Source organism: Paraburkholderia caffeinitolerans, from assembly GCF_902859945.1.
Classification (GTDB): domain Bacteria; phylum Pseudomonadota; class Gammaproteobacteria; order Burkholderiales; family Burkholderiaceae; genus Paraburkholderia; species Paraburkholderia caffeinitolerans.
The window spans coordinates 102,589-123,244 of sequence record NZ_CADIKL010000005.1 but is presented as its reverse complement, the minus strand read 5'-3'; the positions used below and the strand labels follow the sequence as shown (position 1 = coordinate 123,244).

12 protein-coding genes and 1 pseudogene are annotated in these 20,656 nt (G+C 57.9%); 12 read left to right on the top strand and 1 reads right to left on the bottom strand.

All coding sequences use genetic code 11. The features are described 5' to 3' along the window. Window positions 1–205: 205 nt before the first annotated feature. The 9 genes and pseudogenes from HV773_RS06500 to HV773_RS37470 all read left to right on the top strand — a co-directional run. Window positions 206–463 (top strand): hypothetical protein, encoded by a 258-nt coding sequence (locus tag HV773_RS06500; RefSeq protein ID WP_115783776.1) that lies wholly within the window; start codon window positions 206–208, stop codon window positions 461–463. Next, window positions 463–828: a plasmid mobilization protein gene (locus tag HV773_RS06495; protein ID WP_115783775.1), complete on the top strand. Its 366-nt coding sequence runs from the start codon at window positions 463–465 to the stop codon at window positions 826–828. The genes HV773_RS06500 and HV773_RS06495 overlap by 1 nt, the downstream gene beginning before the upstream one ends. Window positions 829–839: 11 nt before the next feature. Further along, window positions 840–1,067, top strand: a complete 228-nt coding sequence (locus tag HV773_RS06490; RefSeq protein ID WP_246282218.1) for a hypothetical protein — start codon at window positions 840–842, stop codon at window positions 1,065–1,067. Between the two features lie 4 nt (window positions 1,068–1,071). Continuing rightward, a complete protein-coding gene (locus tag HV773_RS06485; protein ID WP_115783773.1) occupies window positions 1,072–4,314 on the top strand; it encodes an LPD7 domain-containing protein in 3,243 nt (1,080 codons plus the stop codon). Between the two features lie 1,283 nt (window positions 4,315–5,597). Beyond that, the gene (locus HV773_RS06480; protein WP_115783772.1) at window positions 5,598–5,876 is read left to right on the top strand and encodes an HU family DNA-binding protein; all 279 of its coding nucleotides are present in this window, start codon (window positions 5,598–5,600) and stop codon (window positions 5,874–5,876) included. Between the two features lie 305 nt (window positions 5,877–6,181). Further along, window positions 6,182–8,641 carry an NACHT domain-containing protein gene (locus tag HV773_RS06475; RefSeq protein ID WP_115783771.1) on the top strand — a complete coding sequence of 820 codons (2,460 nt, stop codon included), beginning with the start codon at window positions 6,182–6,184 and terminating at the stop codon, window positions 8,639–8,641. An 814-nt stretch (window positions 8,642–9,455) separates the two neighbouring features. Continuing rightward, complete coding sequence (gene eat / locus HV773_RS06470) at window positions 9,456–10,838, top strand: ethanolamine permease (protein ID WP_115783770.1); 1,383 nt, start codon at window positions 9,456–9,458, stop codon at window positions 10,836–10,838. Window positions 10,839–10,965: 127 nt separating this feature from the next. Then, on the top strand, window positions 10,966–12,945 hold the full coding sequence (locus HV773_RS06465; protein ID WP_115783769.1) for a primary-amine oxidase: 1,980 nt from the start codon (window positions 10,966–10,968) through the stop codon (window positions 12,943–12,945). Between the two features lie 30 nt (window positions 12,946–12,975). Then, window positions 12,976–13,665, top strand: a pseudogene (locus HV773_RS37470) (cytochrome c oxidase assembly protein); the annotation flags it as partial. Window positions 13,666–13,780: 115 nt separating this feature from the next. Here HV773_RS37470 and HV773_RS37240 read toward each other — a convergent pair. Beyond that, complete coding sequence (locus HV773_RS37240; protein ID WP_115783767.1) at window positions 13,781–14,776, bottom strand: helix-turn-helix domain-containing protein; 996 nt, start codon at window positions 14,774–14,776, stop codon at window positions 13,781–13,783. A gap of 1,093 nt (window positions 14,777–15,869) precedes the next feature. Between HV773_RS37240 and adh the strand changes: the two genes are divergently transcribed. From adh to HV773_RS06445, 3 genes are all read left to right on the top strand, one after another. Beyond that, window positions 15,870–17,390: an aldehyde dehydrogenase gene (gene adh, locus HV773_RS06455; RefSeq protein ID WP_115783765.1), complete on the top strand. Its 1,521-nt coding sequence runs from the start codon at window positions 15,870–15,872 to the stop codon at window positions 17,388–17,390. Between the two features lie 100 nt (window positions 17,391–17,490). Then, window positions 17,491–18,324 carry a sigma 54-interacting transcriptional regulator gene (locus HV773_RS06450; RefSeq protein WP_115783764.1) on the top strand — a complete coding sequence of 278 codons (834 nt, stop codon included), beginning with the start codon at window positions 17,491–17,493 and terminating at the stop codon, window positions 18,322–18,324. A gap of 1,356 nt (window positions 18,325–19,680) precedes the next feature. Next, window positions 19,681–20,454, top strand: coding sequence for a gamma-glutamyl-gamma-aminobutyrate hydrolase family protein (locus HV773_RS06445; RefSeq protein WP_175172066.1), 774 nt, complete (start codon window positions 19,681–19,683; stop codon window positions 20,452–20,454). The last annotated feature ends 202 nt before the right edge of the window (window positions 20,455–20,656 follow it).

Here is a 20,656-nt window from a genome sequence, read left to right as displayed (position 1 = left end):
GCGTAGGAAATAATGTGTGGCAAGAGCGGGGCGAGGCACGTCGAATATGTTTACGTAACGCTACGCGTTCCGTAAAATATTTCGTGCCAAAGGGGCGGGCCCCTTTGAAACCCCGCCGCGGTCTATTGCCGCGTCCGCGTGTCGGCAACTCCGTTACTGACACTAAGCACTGCCTGGTATGCGTAATGAATACGGAGGTCTGGCGATGATTCCGAGCAGTGAATGGGTGATCCAGCTTGTAGTGGGGCCGCGTGCCGACGAGCGCGGCAGCGAGCCGCGTTATCTGCCGTGGGCAGGCTATACGTTGCCAATGACGGGTGACCAGGCAATGCGCGCGCTGCGCGAGTGCGAGTTGCGGTGGCCGGAATACGAGTTTCGCGCGCATCCGATCGAGGACGACGGCAGGCCGTTCGCGATGGTCGGCGCCGAGATCGACCGTAGTCGTTCGACGGGGCTCTGGTAATGCCACGGCAGAAGAGCAATGACGGGGCAGGGCTGGGCAAGCCGATCGCGTTCCGTCTGTCGGATGCGGATCGCGCAGCGTACCTTGCCAAGGTGGCGCAAAGCGGGATGACGCAATCAGAGTTTTTCAGGCAGGCGGTGCTCACCAACCGTACGCAGGTGATTGCGCGCCCGGTGGCGAGCGGAGACCGCAAGCGGTTGCTGTACATCTTCAACAAGACCAGCAACAACCTGAACCAGATTGCCCACCGCGCGAACTCGGAGCACGTTCGCGGGAAGCTTTCGGAGGCGACCTACGAGCAACTGCTCGCGCAATTGCAGCTCATCGGGCAGTACCTCAAGGCAACCCTGAACAAGGTCGACTGATATCGATGGGAATGGATCAAAAGCAGGCCGCCATCATGGCGGTCATCGAGCTGGAGACGAAGCTGCACTTCGATCGCGACCATGACGGTGCGCGTACGCTGACGCAGCCGGACTGCGACAGCGCCCGGGCGGCTGTCGATGCCGCTGGCCATCTGCTGCTGTCGATCGTGAACAGCACGCTGCTTTTGCGCATCGAAGGGGCTGAGCGCTGGCTCGCCGAGCGCGGGATGCTGGAGTAGGACGATGCTCATACGCGTACGCGGCTATCACGACGGGATCAAGGCATACCTGGAGAAGGGCCAGAAGCAGGGTCGCGAAATGGAACGCGACGAGATGGACGAGCGCGTGATACTCGCCGGCGATCTCGATCTGACGAACGACATCATCCAGTCGATCGACACGGACGCTGAACGCTACCTGAATGTCACGCTGTCTTTCAAGGAAGACGAGGTCGACCGCGAGCTGCTGGGTGAGATCGTGCGCGAGTTCGAGGCGTTTGCGTTTGCCGCATACCGTCGGGACGAATACAACTTCTACGCCGAAGCGCATGTGCCGCGGATCAAGAGCTATGCGGACCGCAAGACGGGCGAGGCTGTCGAGCGCAAGGTTCACGTGCATGTGGTGATCCCGGAAATGAATCTGGTAACGGGCAGACGGCTTGATCCGTTCGGGAAGGTTGACCATAACGAGCGGTATCTGGAGGCTTTTCAGGAGCACATTAACGCGAAGTACGGACTGGCGAGCCCAAAGGACAACCGGCGTGTGCAGTTCACGGACGCGTCCGAAATGATCAGCCGGTACAAGGGCGATGTGTTCGAGGGCGCTAACCGCGAGCTGAAGGCCTCGATTCTTGAGGCAGTGATGACGCGTGATGTGACCCGGTATGACGACTTCAGGGCCTTGATCACGGAGTACGGCGAGACGCGCACACGCAATGCCGGCAGGGAGTCGGAGTACGAGAACGTCAAACCGCCCGGTGCCGCGAAGGGTGTGAACCTGAAGGAGTTCGTGTTTTCGCGCGAGTTCATCGAGCTCGATGCTACGGCCAAGCGTGAGGCGCTCGAATCGAATGTGCATGCGCAGTACGTCGAGCCAGGCGTACCGCGCGATACGCCGCGGATCTATCTCGATTCGCTCGAGACGTGGCACGACACGCGCGCGAGAGAGATCAAGTATCTGAACAGCGGCAGCAGTTTTTACAAGACGTATCAGGCAGCGCCGCCGGCGGAGCAGCGGCGCATTCTCGATCACCGCGAACAGCGGTTCTATGACGCAACAGGAGGGCTTAATGAACGCACACGAGAGCGAACACAACAGCGCCACGATCGATCCGGACACTGGCGAGATTGGAAGCGGATGGGAGCCGCCGGAGCAGGAGGGCGGGCGCGAGAGCGCGGTGCCGGGCGGGAACCGGAAAGGACAGGGCAGTCGCAGCAATGGTGGAACGAGCTCGAACGCGCGCACCGCGAAATCACGGGGCGATGGCGAGCCGGAGCGGATCACGACTTTGACGCTCGCTTCGATCGATCCGGCGCGCCGTCCCAATCCGCCCACCGTGTGCATGGCATGCCCGGCCGCGGTGTGGATGGCGACGCCGCGCGACGTCAAGTGCTTCTGCCGGCTGATGCATTACTGGAGCTGGGAAACCAGCAAGCCGAACGAATTGACGCACTGCGATGGTCTGGCGATCGCGAGCGAGCGGGAAGAGAACAGCTAGTCATTTCGGTGCCACTGCCGCGATGGCGCGAAGGTGCCGAGGGCGGTTTCGACGTGGGCCGCAATTACGGCGAGTTCGAGGATCGGTGGCAATGGTCGGGCGAACCCGATGCCATTGACAGTTCCGCCGGCGAGCCTGAATGGAAAGCGATCGTAGATCGCATGTTTGTCGCGTGGGACCAGGCCGACGAGGCAGGGCGGACGCGTCTCACCCGCACCGCTGCCGGGAAGTTCATGCGGGCAGGAGGACCGTTCGGCTCACGCGAGCCTTTTGGTCTGAGCGGCGGCGGCCTGCCTGCAGGGTTCGGACCGCGTGAGGAAATCCGCAGCCTCGCGGATGTGCAATCGTTCGATGCGATCGAATCGCTGCCGTTCGAGATCCGGCCAACTGATACGCCGCTGCCGACGGACGCGGCGTCGGTCGATTTCAATGCAGGTGCGCGCGCATCGACGGGCCGGGCAGCCGATACCGTTTGCGACCAGTTTGCGCGTGACCTGTCCGAGGCTCGCACGGTGCGACGTGCCCGGGAGCGGGATGAGTTCACAGAGATTCGCGCGACGCTCGACGCGGGCCGGTTGCTGGCCGTGCTCGCGCATACGCACGGAGTGATCGTCGAAAAGTATTCGATCGGTAAAGGCGCGGACGGCGGTGACAGGATCCAGGCCGGCTCGCGCAATCTGAATGTGTCTGACTTCCTCACCAAGGAGATGAACCTGTCATGGGAGGAGGCGGCTGAGCTGCTGCGCGAGACCTATCGTGCACAGACAGGACGTGATCCGGAGCATGCACAGAGGCGTGCGCCTGAACGGGACCTATGGGGCGAGTTCCAGCAATGGCGATCGGCATACCGGAACGAGCTACGTCGCGCGTGGGATGCGCAGGCCGATCATGAGAGTGAGCGGCGAAAGGCGGTCAAATCCGAGTTCTACAGTGCCCGTAGCGCGCTGGTTGAACGCCCGCGCATGGACCTGTCAGGTGCGCAGCGCCGCGAGCAGCTTTCCGCGGCACGTGTTGCGCGCCTTGAGGCAGAGGCTGCGCTGCGTGTGCAGATCGCGAAAGAGCGGGATGCGCTGAAGGGCGCCGCAAGCCGGCCCTTGACCGAGCGGTATCGTGACTTCCTTCAGGAGCGCGCTCAGGAAGGCGACGAACGGGCGCTGCGTGAGTTGCGCCGGATGCAGCAGATCCTCCTGCGGACGAAACGTGCAGACGACGAACGCGCGGTCATTTTCAGTGCGCCGTCTCATGCGGTGAACCGACCGGCAGCCTACGACCGCAACGAGATCATCTACGCGGGCCCGGCGATCACGTACGAGGTGCGGGCCAGCGGCGAGGTCGACTACCGGAAGGACGGTGTGGCGTTCCTCGTCGACGAGGGCCGCACGTTGCGCCTGTGGGATAGCGAGCGCGAGGCGATCGAGATTGCGCTGCGTTTCGCGCAGCAGAAGTTCGGCAGCACGCTGTCGCTGTCCGGACCTGATGACTTCCAGGCGGCCGCGGCGCGTGTGGCGGCCGACACGCGTATGCGCATCGTGTTCGAGCAACCGGAGCTGGAGAGCATCCGGCAGGTCCGGCTTGCGGAGCTCGATTCCGAAGCGCTGGAACGTCGGGCGGCGCAGCGTGAGCGCGAGGCATGGGAGCGTGACGAGCTGCGCGATGTTGTGCGCAATCCGCCGCCACCCACCCCGGAAGATCCGTCCAATCCCGACTTGGATGTAGCACCGCCAGCTGATCCGGATGCACCGGACAGCGGGCCGGATATTGACCGATGAACCATCAACCTGAGCGAAGAAAATGAACGAGCTTGCACACATCGATCGCGACGGCCCGATTGCGGTCGCGCCCGGCGTGGGCATTCGCGAGGTCAACATGGGCCGAGTATAAGCGCTCGTTACCTGACGCCGGCAGCCCGCGCTGGCGATACCGATAAAACAGGGTATGAGTCGTGCGTACTCGCACGATCATTAGCGGAGGATCGCGCAAACTGTTGTCCTCTTTCGGGTTCGGTATGGCCCTCCGAATAGCCGAATCTGCGCCAGCCAGCGACCAGCGAAGGTTGCTGCTTTTTTATTCGTAAAAGCAACTAACGGACCGCGCCTACGTCGGCCGACATCAAACCTGTAAAGGCCGCTACGAACGTAGCCGGTTGCATGAGTGAAATGAAGGGGTAGATAGTTTAGGGCTATCTACCCCTTCATTTGTGGACACGGGCCCAAGTTCCGGAATTGCCGCTGGGGTTTCACCTCAAGGCCACGCTGCGGGCGTCCCTTATGCGATGGCCCACACTTGCCATGGCACGCAACCGGGCCCGGTGAAGAAGTCGGCTAGCGGGTGACCGCATTGACGTGATGCGCCAGAAGGTCACACGGCACGCCCGTGCGCCGCAGAGAGCACCGCAACAGCCGGAGCCCGGCAGGCTGGGCGCCCCGGCGGTTGGTGCCGTCGGAAACCGGCGTCCGGTCTGGAAAGCTGGAAGCGGAACCATAGACGTTCACCTTTGCTCAGGTGCGCCGAACTTTGCACGTGCAAAGTTCGCCCAAGCGATTCAACGACCCTGCGACAGACACGTCGGTGAGGGGCGACAGGCTGGAGGTTTGACTGACTATCGATGGATTCAGGTCATTAAATGCAGTATTGCTTGTAGCAGTTATCAAAACTGCCATTGATATGTCCCCAATTTTTATGGGTGATGTGCTACCGCGCACACAACTAATTTTGTTACCGTGAGCGACTGTTCAGATGCGTTCAGGCGCCGGGTGTGGAGGCGCCAGGCAGCATTGGGATGACGCGAGCCAGCAATGAAAGCCAGCTGCTGGTCGCAAACTGTCCGGCGACTGACGAAACGGCACACTTGCGCGCGCTGGGCTTCATCGCCCGGCACGCGACGGAATCCCACGCGGATGGGAACGTTGCTGTTGAGGTGAGAAGAAACGGGAGGCGGGCGGAGAGCCAGTGCACGGGCTACCTGCGATGCCAAAGAAACAGTGCGGCCATTGCGCGACCCGGCACCGATCGGGTACGGTGGCGCAGTCAACAACCATCAAGAGGAATAGCCATGAACAAGCAGGAGCTGGTCGATGCCGTGGCCGCGAAGACGGGCGACAGCAAGGTCGCCACGGGCGAGACGATCGACGCGGTGATCGCGGCCATCACAGGCGAACTGACGAAGGGCAAAACGGTACAGCTGATCGGATTCGGCTCGTTCTCGGTAGGCGCGCGCGCCGCACGGGTCGGCCGCAATCCGGCAACCGGCGCCGAGATCCAGATTCCGGCCGCGAAGACGGTCAAGTTCACCGCGGGCAAGGCTTTCAAGGATGCGGTGAACGGCGGATGAGACCGGGCACACGTCGTCGGCTAGATAAGATACGTGCCGACGGTAGCGTTGCCGGCCAAATCGCTGCCGCAGATCGTGACGGTAGAGAACGGCCGCGTCTGGCAGAAGGCCTGAGCGCGTGGGCAGCGCGCGATGATCGAGTCGTTTGATACGAAGGGGCAGGACATTCGTTAACACCGACAAATGGAACAATTTGCGGGAGCGCGGCGCCCAGCATTTCGCGATGAAACTGCCATGGGCGGTCCGACGTCGCGACGCGGCCATGCGCGTCGCGACGACAGTGAAGACAAACTGAGAACACTACGATGCGCGCTAACCCTGCCAATACAACGGAAGTCGGCAACGCTTTTCGCGACGCCGTTGCGAGCCTCCTGCGCACGAAATATTCCGATGTCCGGACGGAAGTCCTAGTTGGCCATAAGAAGGTCGACGTGGTCTACACGTACGTCGAGTTTGGCCGGCGGATCACCGTCGGCGTCGAATGTAAGAACGAAGCAGCTCCGCTTACAAAGGATGATATCCGAACGAGGATCTGGTCGGACTACGACCCGCTCGTCGACAAACACGAGCTAGATATTGTCATCATCGTTGCCAGGAAGGACATTAACGCGATGGCGCGTGCGTATGTCGACGGAATACCGTCACTGAGGTTCCAGACGTACGAGCAGTTCGAGGACAGCCTGATCGGGTTGAACGACTATGTGACACAGCTCGCTGGTACGTTCAAAGCCAGCGATCTGGAAAGCTATTACGTGGACGCCCGTTTCGAGGGACACGAAAAACCCGCACTAGCCGTTATCGAAGATTGGATGCGATCCGACGATCCAATGCCGCTGGCCATCCTTGGGGGATATGGAAAAGGCAAGACGAGCCTCGCGCTGCGGGTCGTCTCGCAGCAGGCTGCGCGACACCGTGCGGATCCCGCTGAACGCATCCCAATCCTCATTCGGTTGGGACAGGTGGTACACGAGACACAGCTCGAGGCTCTCTTCGGAAAGGAGTTCACGGCCCGCTTTCCCGCGACGGACTTTCGGTTTCACACGCTCATGCATCTGAATGCCGAGGGGCGGCTGTTCGTCGTCCTTGACGGATTTGACGAGATGAAGCACGCGATGTCAGTCGCGGACTTTCATGCCACGTTTAGGGAGTTCAATCGCCTGCTCGGGCCGAAGGCAAGAGTACTGCTGCTCGGCCGTCCGAACGCACTGCCAACCGAGGCGCGTACGCATGTGCTCCGCGGCCAGCGACGCGTTGGATCGCAAACGGTAAATGATCCTCAGTTTGCGCCGTGGCGCGAGGAGGAGATTGCCTTCTTCAATGCCGAGGAGATTGAACGGTTCTTGCGTGCGTACCTCGGACATTTGCTGAGACATCTGACGCACGTTAACGGCGTGACTGTGACCGAATTCGTCGATCTGCGTGTGCGGGAAGTCATCTTAAAGGTTAGCCCTGACCTTCTCCGGCGCCCGGTGCAAGCAAGGATCGTCGCTGAGCTGGCCTATGATCCGAATTTCAGGCTCGATGGCTTCACCAGCTACACGTTGTACGACCAGTTCATCAGGCAATTGATCGCGCGCGATACGGAGGAGAAGCGTGCACGCGGGGTTATCCCCCTCGAGGCAAGGTATTCGTTTCAGAAGGAACTGGGGTGGTGGTCCTGGACGAAAGCAAGTGATGGTCAGGGTTACTTCAACCGAGACGAGATCCCTCAAGCCCTCGTCGATCAGTTGCCGGATGGCGATGCGACTGATGGGGCGGCCAAACTGACCGAATACATCGTGTCGAGTCTGACCGAAGAGAAGGAAGCGGGCATCCTGTACTTTGCACACCGCTCATTTCAGGAGTTTCTTGTTGCCGACCGTCTGCGCACTGTCCGGCTTACGCCGGATCAACACGTCCTCATGAGTTCCGCCATCACGCCGGACATTCGCAGTTTCCTCGACGCTGCGCCGGACCAAAGCCATCTCGCGAGCTGGTTCGAAACGCTGAGCGCCTGCGAAGGGCCGCTCACCATAGACTACCTTCGCTATTTCCAATCGGACGCTGCGCTTGTAAAGGAAATCGCCGCGACGGCGAGGTCATCCAGTTGCTCGCCCGCGCACATCGCTATTGTCGGTATCGCACATGAGGATCGTGCTGATTGGCCGCTGTCGCGCGCCGACACGATTAACACCCTAGCCTACGCCGTACTTCGGTTTGACAAGGAGACATCTGCGCTAGCTGCGCTGTGTCTGCTGCGCATGGCCCACAACGGAGACACAGCGGCGACCAAAGCGTTTTTGGCGGCACTTATCGTTCGAATTGCGCAACGAGTTCGCGAAACCGATGACGTTGACAAGTCGCTGACCATCGCGAGTCAGCGCTACGGCCCGCTCGAGGAGCTACTTAGTAAATGGGTGCGAAAGTCGACAAACGTGAGGGATGGGGTCGTTGTGCAGGTCGATGTCCAGCGAGCCTGCCTGTTGCTGCATGCCTATGTGACCGGCAAGTACATCAAGCCTGCCTATGACGCCGAGATGCAATTGGCACTATCGCCGTTCAGCGAGGAAATCGGGGCAGCGTCAAGGGTTGAGAGCCGTTTGTCACTGTCTGCCGCCCGGGTCATCGAAGCTGTAAAAGACAAAGACTTGCGAAAATTGGCGGGGAGAATTCTCCACGCACGCGGGGAGGGATTCAACGTCGTTTCCGTCAACGATCGGACGCGGCGTATCTACCGCGGCAATGAAGAGGCCGAACTCACCATTGTCTACGACGAGCGCGAGTAATCGTGCATTAGTGCAAAACGGGCGGTATGTGTTGAAGTCCTTAAAAACTGCTAATCGTGTCCATAGATTACGCTAATGTAAGACTGCATTTTGGCCCTGCAAAACAAGGCATAGCGGCGGTTTCGCACGCTTTTCTAGGCGTTGCGTTTCAGCAACACACGCACGCTCGGATGTCCGTTGATTTTGCTAACGCGTTTGTCGTGTCCGCTAATTCGGCTAGTACGGTTGTAGAGGAGCGCGATAGGTGCATTCGCTTGAAGCGGCAGCAAGTGTAAATATCGGAGGTCATTTTTTTGATCTTCGGAAGGTGCCCATCTCAGTGCGCAGATCAAAAACGCCATACAGTACGGCACTTTGTGTGTCACATCGGGGGCCTTCAACATCCCCTTGTGTGGATGTTGGTCAGCACGGCGTCGTCCTGCGCTTTGTCAGTCGTGCCGGGCAGTGAGTTCGCGTTGCGGTAGAAAAAGCCGCGCTAGCAGAATTAATGGGCACGATTAGCGCTCCAACGGACATCATTAGCAGAATTGACGAACGGCAACACCAATCAGTTCGGGTGAGGCGACAACTCGCCTGACATGTCTGGGTACCCAAGATTGTTAGCACTGGAGGGCTCGCCGGCCCGGTGGCTGCTCGCCCCCCGTAAAAGCACAATGCTGTCATTAACATTACGAAATCCAAACAAAGAGAATGCGGATGGATGCCGGAAGGAGGTTTCATTCCGGAAACGTCGCATGTCTTGCTGATTCCAGATAGGTGCAGAAATTTCGGCTGCATAAATTGGGCGCTCACCCACCAACTTGACGAGCCCAACATGCAACCGTCGAACCAATCCCTTCAGCCAACGCTTAATGCGTGGCACCTTTGGGGCCTAGCTGTCGGCCTTGTCATCGCTGGCGAATACTTTGGGTGGAGCTACGGCTGGTCTGCCGCGGGTACCCTTGGATTCATCGTTACCTCCGTCGTCGTCGCGGTGATGTACACGACCTTCATTTTCAGCTTCACGGAACTCACCACCTCTATTCCAAACGCGGGTGGCCCCTTCGCATACGCCCGGCGCGCGTTCGGCCCGAGAATCGGGTTCATTGCCGGCTTTGCGACGCTGATCGAATTCGTGTTTGCACCGCCTGCAATCGCGATGGCGATCGGCGCCTATCTCAATGTCCAGTTTCCCAGCGTCGATCCGAAGTGGATGGCCGTCGGTGCTTACGTCGTTTTCATGGGTTTGAACATCCTTGGCGTGCGCATGGCGGCAACCTTCGAATTGATCGTGACGATACTCGCGATCATCGAATTGCTGGTTTTCATGGGCGTCGTGTCGCCCGGATTTTCGGTCGCTAATTTCGTGGCGCATGGCTGGGCCGGTCACGATCATTTCTCGCTCGGTGTGGTGCCGGGTCTGTTCGCGGCGGTGCCTTTCGCGATCTGGTTCTTTCTCGCTATCGAAGGCGTGGCAATGGCTGCGGAGGAAGCGAAGAACCCGACTCGTACGATTCCCGTCGCGTACATCACGGGCATTCTGACGCTGCTCGTGCTTGCCATTGGCGTGATGATGTTTGCAGGCGGAGTCGGCGACTGGCGTGTGCTCGCGAATATCAACGACCCGCTTCCGCAAGCAATGAAGGCGGTAGTCGGTAATCACAGCAACTGGTTACACATGCTCGTGTGGCTCGGCCTGTTTGGTCTCGTGGCGTCGTTCCACGGCATCATTCTGGGCTACTCACGCTGCGTTTTTGCAATGGCCCGTGAAGGTTACTTGCCCCGGTGGCTGTCAGCCGTGCATCCGCGGTTCCATACGCCCCATCGGGCGATTCTCGCCGGTGGTGTGGTCGGCATCGCAGCCATTTTCAGCGACTCGCTCGTCACGTTCGGTGGCCAGACGCTAACGGCCAACATCGTCACGTTGTCGGTGCTCGGCGCTATCACGATGTACATCGTGTCGATGGCCAGTCTCTTTGCGCTGCGCCGTCGCGAGCCTGATCTGAACCGCCCATATCGCGCGATCGCCTATCCGCTCTTTCCGGCTCTTGCGCTGTGTCTCGCGGTCGTGTGCCTTGTCACGATGCTGTACTACAACGCGATGCTTTCGGGGCTGTATCTCGTCATGATGGGCATCTTCTATTTGTACTACCACTTCACACGCGACCAGCGCGTGCACGAAGAGGCTCCCTCGCTCGCGTCGCTACAGGGCGATTGACTTCCGGCGCCCCTACCTTGTTGCCCGGCGAGTCTTGCTGAAACTTGATATCCACGCAAATTTGCTCCGCTAACAATGAATCTATCGGCTCTACGCAGCCGCCAACCCAGACATTGAAGGTCCCTCAATGAAGAACGATCACAGCGCGGTGCTTAGCGCACATCCTCTTGATCCCTTGTCGATTGCCGAGATCGAAGCGGCATGCAAAATCGTGAGGGACGCGAAAGCACTTGGTCCACGATGCCGTTTTCCGTATGTTTATCTCGATGAGCCCAGTAAAAGCGAAGTGCTGGCATTCAAGCCCGGCATGCCGTATTCGCGTAAAGCTTTTGTGCTCGTACTCGATAAGGCGACCGGGGCAACCTACGAGTCGCTCGTTGATCTCCGCGTAGCGGAGGTTGTATCCTGGCGCGCGCTCGATACAGAAGTTACGGGTCAGGCGCCGATCATGGTGGAGGAATTCGACCTCTGCGTGAAGATAGTTCAGGAAGATCCCGAATGGCGGGCTGCGGTGAAGCGGCGTGGTTTGACCGATGAGGACATTGCCAACGTGCAGATCGATCCATGGTCCTTTGGCTACTTCGGCGATGAGGAGCGTTATCGCGGTCGCCGCCTGATGCGCGGAGTCGCGTTCTACCGTGATGTCATCACCGACAACGGCTACGCGCACCCGATTGAAGGTCTGGTCGCGATCATCGATCTGAACGAGGAAAAGGTTATCGACCTGCTTGACGACGGTCGCAACGTACCGATCCCGAAGACAAAACGCAACTACGATACGCCGTCGCTCGGCGCGCCTCGCGACGGCTTGAAGCCCCTGCACATCACGCAGCCCGAAGGTGTGACATTCTCGGTGGACGGCTGGAGAGTGTCATGGCAAAACTGGGACTTCCGCGTAGGCTTCACGCCGCGCGAGGGCCTTGTGCTTCATAACCTCAGTTACCACGATGGCGAGGAGGTCAGGCCGATTATCTATCGCGCGAGCGTGACCGACATGGGCGTGCCATATTCGAGCGACGAACTCAATCACTTCTGGAAATGCGCTTTCGACGGCGGCGAATATGGACTCGGCCGACTCGCTAATTCGCTCGAGCTTGGCTGTGACTGCCTCGGCGCGATCCGTTATTTCGACGTGCCCGCGGTAAACGATCTGGGTGAGGCATTCGTCATGAAGAATGCCATTTGCATGCACGAGGAAGATTACGGCACGCTCTGGAAGCATTATGAGTTTCGCACCGGCGTCTTCGAAATGCGTCGCTCGCGGCGCCTTGTTATCAGTTTCTTCTGTACGGTCGCCAACTACGACTATGGCTTCTTCTGGTACCTCTACCAGGACGGCACGATCCAGCTCGAGGCGAAGCTGACCGGCATCATCCAGACGGCTGCGCTTGTACCCGGAGAGGTTCAGAACGGCGGAAAGGTCGCCGCGGATATATACGGACCTAGCCACCAGCACTTCTTCAGCGCGCGTTTGCACATGATGGTCGACGGCGAGCAGAATTCAGTGGTGGAGACAGACTTCCATCCGAGACCGGTCGGGGAAGGGAACCGCTATGGAAATGTCTTCGACGCAGTGACGACGACGTTCAAGAACGAGCTCGACGCCTGCCGCGAAGCGAACGGGCAAACCGGACGTTTCTGGAAGATTATCAACCCCAACGTGCGCAATGCCGCCGGGAATCATCCAGGCTACAAGCTTGTCGCCGAGCAGAATCCCGTCATGCTTGCGCAGCCCGGAAGCTATTTCCATCAACGGGCCGGCTTTGCATCGAAGCATGTGTGGGTCACGCGTTACTCTCCGGGCGAGCGGTACGGTTCGGGGGAATATCCGAACCAGCACAAGGGCGGCGATGGGCTTCCTGCCTATGTAAAGCAGAATCGCAGCATTGAGAACCAGGATCTCGTTCTCTGGCATACCTTCGGCCACACCCATATCTGCAAGCCCGAAGATTTCCCGGTGATGCCGGTCGAGTATGTCGGTTTCAAGCTCAAGCCGAATAACTTCTTTGCAGCCAACCCTGCAATGGATCTGCCGGGTGGCAAAGATAGCAAGAGTGTTAGCGCAAGTGGCGGGAGCGGTTCGAGTTGCTGCCATAGTGCGAAATAAGGGGCGCAGAGCACTTGCGTGGAGAGTCGAATGCCTGTTCTAAATCAAAGCCGTGTCCTCACGGGAGTGTCAGCCCGGTGGGAGCTGCTGACTCCACAACGGCGTTCGAACATGCGTCGACTCTCGTTCAGGCCGCACGGGCGCGTCGTATGTGGAGCGCTTTTGCTGCTGATTGCGCAGTGTGGCGTCGTCAACGAGTTCGCGCGACAAGCGCTTTGGATTCATGCAGTCCAAAGCGTGTTGCTTCACCACGTTGTACCCAGCCTCGTTTTCTCTGGAGCATGTTCTGCCGGGGCAATGGATGCAGAGGGCGACGCAGGCCACGCGAATTGCAGCACATACGTGAAACTATGGAGCACGCTTGCCGCGTTGGCCTTCGCTACTATCAGCGTCGTGTGGATGATCCCGGTCGTGCATGCACTCGCGATGAGGAGCGCCGTCGTGCTTTCAGCAATGAGCGCTTCGATGCTGCTTAGCGGGACGTGGCTTGTCCTAGCTTTTCGCAATCAAAGACCATTTGCAACGCGATCGGCGCTCTTCTGGATGCTTTGCGTGACCCCGGTCGCAATCCTCGGTCTCGAACTATGCCTTTCCTCGCCGCTCTATGCATTCGACATGGCGCTATGCCGCTCTGCTGCACGCCCGTCTCTCGGCGGCATTGCGTGGATACTCGTTCATTCGCTGTCGTGGAGCGCGGATCAACGGCTCGCGGGCGGGCTTTACCTGTTTACTGCTGGCTGGCACGGCCTCAACTATGCTCGCAATACAGCGTGTCAAGGAGCAACAGTTAAGGATTGGAAAATCGTGCAATCGGGCGCGTTGCCGCAATGGCATCTCAATGCGGCAACAGCAATGTTTTGGATGGCAATTCGCCGAACAGTTCAAAGTACTGCTTGGCGAACATGCCGAGGTGCCAAAAGCCGCAGTCGAGTGCGACCTGCTGAATGCGTCCCGGCGCGGGCGGCGATGCGCGTAGAGCGCGTCGCGCAAGATGCAGGCGAACCGTTCGGAGATACTTGACTGGGCTGATGTCCAGCACCTGATGGAATGCATGGTGCAGGCTGCGCTGACTAATGTTCAGCTGAATGCAAAGCTGGCTCACAGTAGGCGGGCTGCCGGGGTCGGCGAGAATGCGGTCGCGAACGGCGTTGACGATGTATCGGTGAACGCGTTGGGTGGTCCGTGCTACGCGTTCGACGCTGGGCGTACCCAGCGCGGCAAGCGCCGCAAGGCAAAGGTCACTGGCCAGTAAATCAAAGGCGCACGCGTGCTTGTCTACCGTCCCGTCCAACGCGAGGAGGAGCATCGTCCGCAGCTTCGCGGCGTGAACTGGCGATACACGCTCTGCCGCCGGCCGAACCCTCAATACCTTCTCAAGCGACTCCAGTTCGACTGACGAACACGATTCGCCGAGCAATTCTTGGCTAACGGTCATAAACGAAAAGTCGGATTCTGTGGGCGTCTTGAAAGTAAGCTCAGCGCCGTCAGTCAGCAGCAACACGCTGTCCTGATGAAGACCTCGGCCGCCCCAAAACCCTTCACCGATCAAGCGATTGCCGACGCCGACAACTAAACGTCCGACGGGCGCTTCGCCATGCTGATCGACAGAGCGGTTCATTTGTTCTCGAAAGATCTGCATCCCTGCGGTGCTCACCGACCACGTCTCCCCAGCAAACCTGCCGTTGGTCAACTGCCAGTACGACTGGCGCCATTCCGGCAAATTGTCGGCTTGCTCAAAGACATCCGCAGCAAGGGCATGCGTCACCGACGCCGAGATCGACTCGGTGCCAAATGCGCTTTCGGAAGAGATTGGAAAATCATTCGTTGCCATGGCCCGGCATCCTCATTCGAATGCGGTTTGCGGATGCAATTTCTGTTTCTACACCGCTTTGGACATCAGTGTACCTCGCCAAAAAAACGCGCGTGACGATACGCACGAAAGAGGCACTGGGGCCATATCGTGGTCATTCAAAGTAAGCCGTATGACGACGAATATTAATCGCAACTTTTTCGCTTCATGCGTCATTCGATCTGGTGCCGCGCGGACCTCCTTCCGCCCAAACATCCGTTCGAATTAGGTGAGCGCGGTATAACACAATTGCCTTGGTGCCATGCGGGGGATCACGCCATTCGCCGATCTGCGGGCCTTGCATGCGTTTGTCATCGTTTGCGAAGCAGCGTCGATGATCGAAGCCGCGCGTGCGCTTGGGGGCGGAAGGCGCGATCAGCCAGTCCAGCAAATCCCTCGAAGTGGAACATGGCGGAGCTCTATTCGATTGTGAGATGAGGCCACTGCGCCCCAACGCTGCTGGCCGCGTGCTGCTCGATCAGGCCGCCGCACTACTCGAACATGCATACACTGCTGCCTTCAACGTGCGCGCCGCTTCCGGGGGCCATCGTGGTGCAGTTGCGCCTTGGGTGCGTAGACTCGTTCGCCGCGGCGATCGGGCGTGCTCGATTGAATCGGCTGATGGGGACAGCGCAAAGCCAGCAGCTGTAGTCCGGTAGTATCATGAGGAATCCGTACTATATCCGCCTTCGTGGCTCGTCTCTCCCACGTGTGCTCTTAGACAGACAATGGACTACGTGCTTAAACCCCCACTTTGCTGATTTCGACGAACATGATGCTGGATTGCACTGGACCTCAATTTATGTGTCCGCTGCTGCGAACAGAACGACAGGACGGAGCTGTTTCCTCGCATAGAAGAGACTGCCCACAAACCGACACAAATCGGGGGAACGCCGATGCAGCCGCGCCGAAACTGGGGCGAATACATTGCCGATTTTTGATACCCACAGCGGAGCAAGGTCGGTAACCTGTTCATTCGATGCGTTGTCGGATGCATGTCGCCTTTCCCCAGGATTAAAGCTGATCCCAGGTCGGAAAATCAACGCAATAGGCAAGTTTACCTTGGGAGCGATAGATGAATCACGCGGAAATGCAATATCTGACCACCGAATTCCCGTACAAGAAGCAGTACGCGAACTATATTGACGGTGAATGGGTAACGCCGGTTGGCGGTGAGTACTTTGACGACATCTCTCCAATTACGGGCGAACCGTTCACGTCGATTCCGCGCTCGCGCGAAGCCGATATCGAACTCGCACTCGACGCCGCGCATCGCGCGAAAGCTGCGTGGGGCAAGACCTCGACCACCGAGCGCGCGAACATCCTGAACCGCATTGCCGACCGGATGGAAGCTAACCTGCAACGTCTTGCCGTAGCCGAGACGATCGACAACGGCAAGCCGCTGCGCGAAACCATGGCCGCGGACATTCCTCTCGCCATCGACCACTTCCGCTACTTCGCGGGCGCCGTGCGTGCGCAGGAAGGCTCGATCTCCGAGATCGACGACGACACGGTTGCCTATCACTTTCATGAACCGCTCGGCGTGGTCGGCCAGATCATTCCGTGGAATTTCCCGATCCTGATGGCCGTGTGGAAGCTCGCCCCCGCGCTCGCCGCCGGCAACTGCGTGGTGCTCAAACCAGCCGAACAAACGCCGGCGTCGATTCTCGTGCTGGTCGAACTGATTCACGACCTGCTGCCCGCGGGCGTGCTGAACGTGGTCAACGGCTTCGGCCTTGAAGCCGGCAAGCCGCTCGCCTCCAGCAAGCGCATCGCCAAGATCGCGTTTACCGGCGAGACCACGACCGGCCGCCTGATCATGCAGTACGCGAGCCAGAACATCATTCCGGTGACGCTCGAACTCGGCGGCAAGAGCCCGAATATTTTCTTCGCCGACGTGATGAATGCTGACGACAGCTACTTCGACAAAGCACTCGAAGGCTTCGCGATGTTCGCGCTGAATCAGGGTGAAGTGTGCACGTGTCCGTCGCGCGTCCTAATCGATGAAAAGATCTACGACCGCTTCATGGAACGTGCGTTGAAGCGCGTCGCGGCAATTACGCAAGGGCATCCGCTCGACACCAAGACGATGATTGGTGCTCAGGCATCGCAGGAGCAACTGGAAAAGATTCTCTCGTATGTCGACCTCGGCAAACAGGAAGGCGCCCAATGTCTGATTGGCGGCGAACGCAATACGCTTGGCGGTGAGTTGAGCAAAGGCTATTACGTGAAGCCGACTGTGTTCCGCGGCCACAACAAGATGCGCATCTTCCAGGAAGAGATCTTCGGGCCGGTGGTGTCGGTCACGACGTTCAAGACCGAAGAGGAAGCGCTCGAGATCGCCAACGACACACTCTACGGCCTCGGCGCCGGCGTGTGGACGCGCGACGGCACGCGCGCCTATCGCTTCGGCCGTCAGATTCAGGCGGGCCGCGTATGGACCAACTGCTATCACGCCTATCCGGCACACGCAGCGTTCGGCGGCTACAAGCAGTCGGGCATTGGCCGCGAGAATCACAAGATGATGCTCGATCACTACCAGCAAACGAAAAATCTGCTTGTCAACTACAGTCAAGAACCTCTAGGGTTCTTTTAAAAAGTAGGGTTGCCCTCGGATCTGAGAAGGGTCGGAGGGCGACGGCGAAGCCAAAGAATTGAGGTCAGATCGTGACGCTATTTATCGAACTTTGCCAAGTATGGATAGAGTTAACTTTCTCACTGTAAAAGAAGGGGACGGGACTCGGCGGCGGTCGCGGCCTAAGCGCGCCTACTTTGAAATCGCCTACCCAAATCGCTGCCTTTGCTCAAGCAATCACTGCGACACAGTCCCTTGTATGGAGCCAGTATTCACAGCATTTGCGCGCGCTGGTTCTTTGCTAGTCGGCGGTGAAACTGGTACTGGAAAGACGGCGTTTGTGGGTGCTCTGCACGCAATCTCACCCTGGTCCAACAGGCCGCTTTGCGTGGTTGACTGCTCAGCAATGCAAGAAAATTCTTTGCATAAAATGCTGCTTGGATACGAACCAAATCAGCCACCTCTGAGCCCGGAAAATATCATTCTTAAAATGGATCGCACCGGTGCTGGAATCCTGTTTTTGGATCACGTTGACCAGATGTCTGAGGAAATCCAGCAACGCTTGCTTCCTGTGGTGGAAAAGATGGCTTCGTCGGCTCCCGAGTGCGGGGTAATGAAAACAAAAGTTATCTGTGCAACGAGTATTAATCTAAGTGCGGCTGTATCCAGGGGGGAGTTTTCTGAAGACCTATATCGCTTCTTCGGTCGGGTAGAAGTGTTTCTCCAACCTCTACGTGATAGGAAGGACATAATGTTATTGGTTGACAAGATTTTGAAAATTCATTGTGGAGGCCGATCAGAAATCACGCTTACTCCTTTAGCTGTCAGAGCAATTCGCCAGCATCCGTGGCCAGGAAATCTCCGACAGCTTGTAAATTTACTGAAAACAGCGTGTGCGCTCCTTGAGCCGGATGGAGTTGTGATTGACACGGATCATTTTTCTGGTGATTTTTGAGTTGATTCCATTATTTCCATCAAAAGAATGTCAAGCTGGAATTTAGTTTAATTAGAGCTTTTTGCTATCAGGCGGAACGGTTTAAGAAATATCTAAAAAAGTTCGTGAAAACAAGATTACCAATTGCGTGCGGTTGATCTTACGTAATTCATCCGGATGTGTTTTTCATGCAAACGAAAAACGTTAGAGGTTCTCCGGAAATTAATCAGATGGCTTTCTCTAGATGAGCTGAAGAAGGCACACACCAGCGATAGCGAGGTATCCGCCGAATGCTGTAGCGCAGTGCGTCGCGCCGTTTGGGCGCCTTCTTGTGAGCGTTTTTTTGGACTGGGAAGGGCGAGCTGCTGGGATTTCCATGCCGCTAGACACTGTCACTCATGCGACGCCGGCCCTACGATTCCTGTAGGGCAAAACCGGTGCGAAGCGTGGATTCCGCCTTTCGCTGCCGTTTGTGACAGTGGTCTCGCATCTGCACGAATCTTTACCTCCTACTCGACATGGCACTACGCGTCCGGAACACCACGCAAAGGGTGGCCGTCAGGCTTTCCGCTGCGGCGATTATCGATCTGTCGCTTCGAAATCATCTCTGTTTCAGTGCTCTACGTACTGAGCACGGCACCGCATTCCATTTGGGAGTCATCGTTCGAACAATGTTTGCATCATTTTATTTGTTTGACGCCGGCTTCGGTAACGGAGATCTGTCGATATACACCGAAGCGGATCTCAACCTAGGTGAACTCGCAATGTCCCGCAGCCTCGGGTCTCATTACAGTTTGAAATCGAATGCAGTTCAACCGACCGCACGACTGCTTGCACTTTACGATCATCAGCTTCACACGGCCCCGCTCGATGAATTGGTCGCGGCACATCAACGCGCCGAGTGTAATTTCCATGCATCTCCTGAAAGGCGATTGTCTATTCCAGCGCTCGTACAACGGTCCCAAAGACGACGACTGGAAAATCGCGGCTTCCGTGCTGTGGGAGCCGCACCATAAACCATTTTCGAGAGCGCACCATTCCGGGGGCAGACACAACCCCAAAGGTGCCACGCATTGAGCGTGGGCTGACGCGGGTGTGTTGACGGTAGCATGGTGAACTCGGCGGAGTAGTTGGAGAACTCCCGATCTATGCAGCCGAAACGGTGGGTAGTATCAGAAATCAGCAAGACACATGTACTTGAGCGGGAACATCACTGGTTGTGCGTTATTTGAGGGGCGGATCTTTGCTTAGCGAATGAGTCTCTTGCGTAGCCCCACCTGTTCCACCGCGATCGGGGTAAGCCCTGGTATAAAAGCGTTTTTAAAGATAACATCTATATGTTAGAGTTTTATCCATCAAATACTTGCCCACGAGATGATGGAACAGCGATCTGATACGCCCTCTCCGCGACAATTGCGGGTACTGGTTTCCGGCTCCTTTGGTTCACCGCTTGCGACACCACAGCTCAATTCCACGCTACAGACTCTTGCGGACAGCGTGCATGACCAGCTTTTGATCGTCGGTGTGACGGGGCACGCGGTCAACGCGGTTGCGCCCAACTGCGAGCCCCAAGTTCTGGCCGACTTATACGACGGGCTGATAGTTCTTGGCGGAGCCGATGTCGATCCGGCACAGTATGGTCAGAGCATGGAAAGTGTCTGCTCGTACGGAATCAATCCAAATGCGGATGAATTCGAGATTTCCCTTTTGCGCCGCGCCGTCGAAGTGCAGATGCCGATCTTCGGGATCTGCCGTGGTATGCAGTTGTTGAACGTTGCTCAAGGAGGCACGTTGCTTCAGGACATTGGCCCCAGTACTGTACACAATGTCGCCGAAGACAATTCTGCGCTGACCGGGCATAGCGTTCGCATCCTGCCCGAGACGAGACTTTCGTCAATTTTCGGGGAACAGGACATTGAGATTCGATCTGCGCATCATCAAGCGATAGGCACGTTAGGCAATGAGTTGAGAGTCGCCGCGGTTGCTCCCGACGGAATTATCGAGGCGATAGAGCTAAAGGGAGAAGCCTGGGGAGTTGGCGTGCAATGGCACCCTGAGGATCCGATGGCCGACCAGGCGCAAATTGGACGAATCCTCGAGTCATTCGCGCTGCAATGCGCTACCTACGCAGAACGTCGAGTGTCATGTTGATACAGGTTCATTGACGGTATCGACGCGAAAGCCATCCGCGTCGCTATTTTCTGAGTAGACGTGAGTTCCGCGTGCATGAATATTCATGCTGAACTCGACGTTCAATCAATAGGGTAACTAGAGTTACATATTTTTGTCGCCGGTGGTTCACCGTGAGATCCATGCAAGTAGGTTGCGGGAATCGTAGGGCCACAAAAAACAT

What these genes read in the sequence shown, in the direction of transcription:
- HV773_RS37240 (WP_115783767.1), bottom strand. Translation starts at nt 14,776, where the DNA reads ATGGCAACGAATGATTTTCCAATCTCTTCCGAAAGCGCATTTGGCACC.
- eat (WP_115783770.1), top strand. Translation starts at nt 9,456, where the DNA reads ATGCAACCGTCGAACCAATCCCTTCAGCCAACGCTTAATGCGTGGCAC.
- HV773_RS06465 (WP_115783769.1), top strand. Translation starts at nt 10,966, where the DNA reads ATGAAGAACGATCACAGCGCGGTGCTTAGCGCACATCCTCTTGATCCC.
- HV773_RS06495 (WP_115783775.1), top strand. Translation starts at nt 463, where the DNA reads ATGCCACGGCAGAAGAGCAATGACGGGGCAGGGCTGGGCAAGCCGATC.
- HV773_RS06500 (WP_115783776.1), top strand. Translation starts at nt 206, where the DNA reads ATGATTCCGAGCAGTGAATGGGTGATCCAGCTTGTAGTGGGGCCGCGT.
- HV773_RS06450 (WP_115783764.1), top strand. Translation starts at nt 17,491, where the DNA reads ATGGATAGAGTTAACTTTCTCACTGTAAAAGAAGGGGACGGGACTCGG.
- HV773_RS06480 (WP_115783772.1), top strand. Translation starts at nt 5,598, where the DNA reads ATGAACAAGCAGGAGCTGGTCGATGCCGTGGCCGCGAAGACGGGCGAC.
- HV773_RS06475 (WP_115783771.1), top strand. Translation starts at nt 6,182, where the DNA reads ATGCGCGCTAACCCTGCCAATACAACGGAAGTCGGCAACGCTTTTCGC.
- HV773_RS06490 (WP_246282218.1), top strand. Translation starts at nt 840, where the DNA reads ATGGATCAAAAGCAGGCCGCCATCATGGCGGTCATCGAGCTGGAGACG.
- HV773_RS06445 (WP_175172066.1), top strand. Translation starts at nt 19,681, where the DNA reads ATGGAACAGCGATCTGATACGCCCTCTCCGCGACAATTGCGGGTACTG.
- HV773_RS06485 (WP_115783773.1), top strand. Translation starts at nt 1,072, where the DNA reads ATGCTCATACGCGTACGCGGCTATCACGACGGGATCAAGGCATACCTG.
- adh (WP_115783765.1), top strand. Translation starts at nt 15,870, where the DNA reads ATGAATCACGCGGAAATGCAATATCTGACCACCGAATTCCCGTACAAG.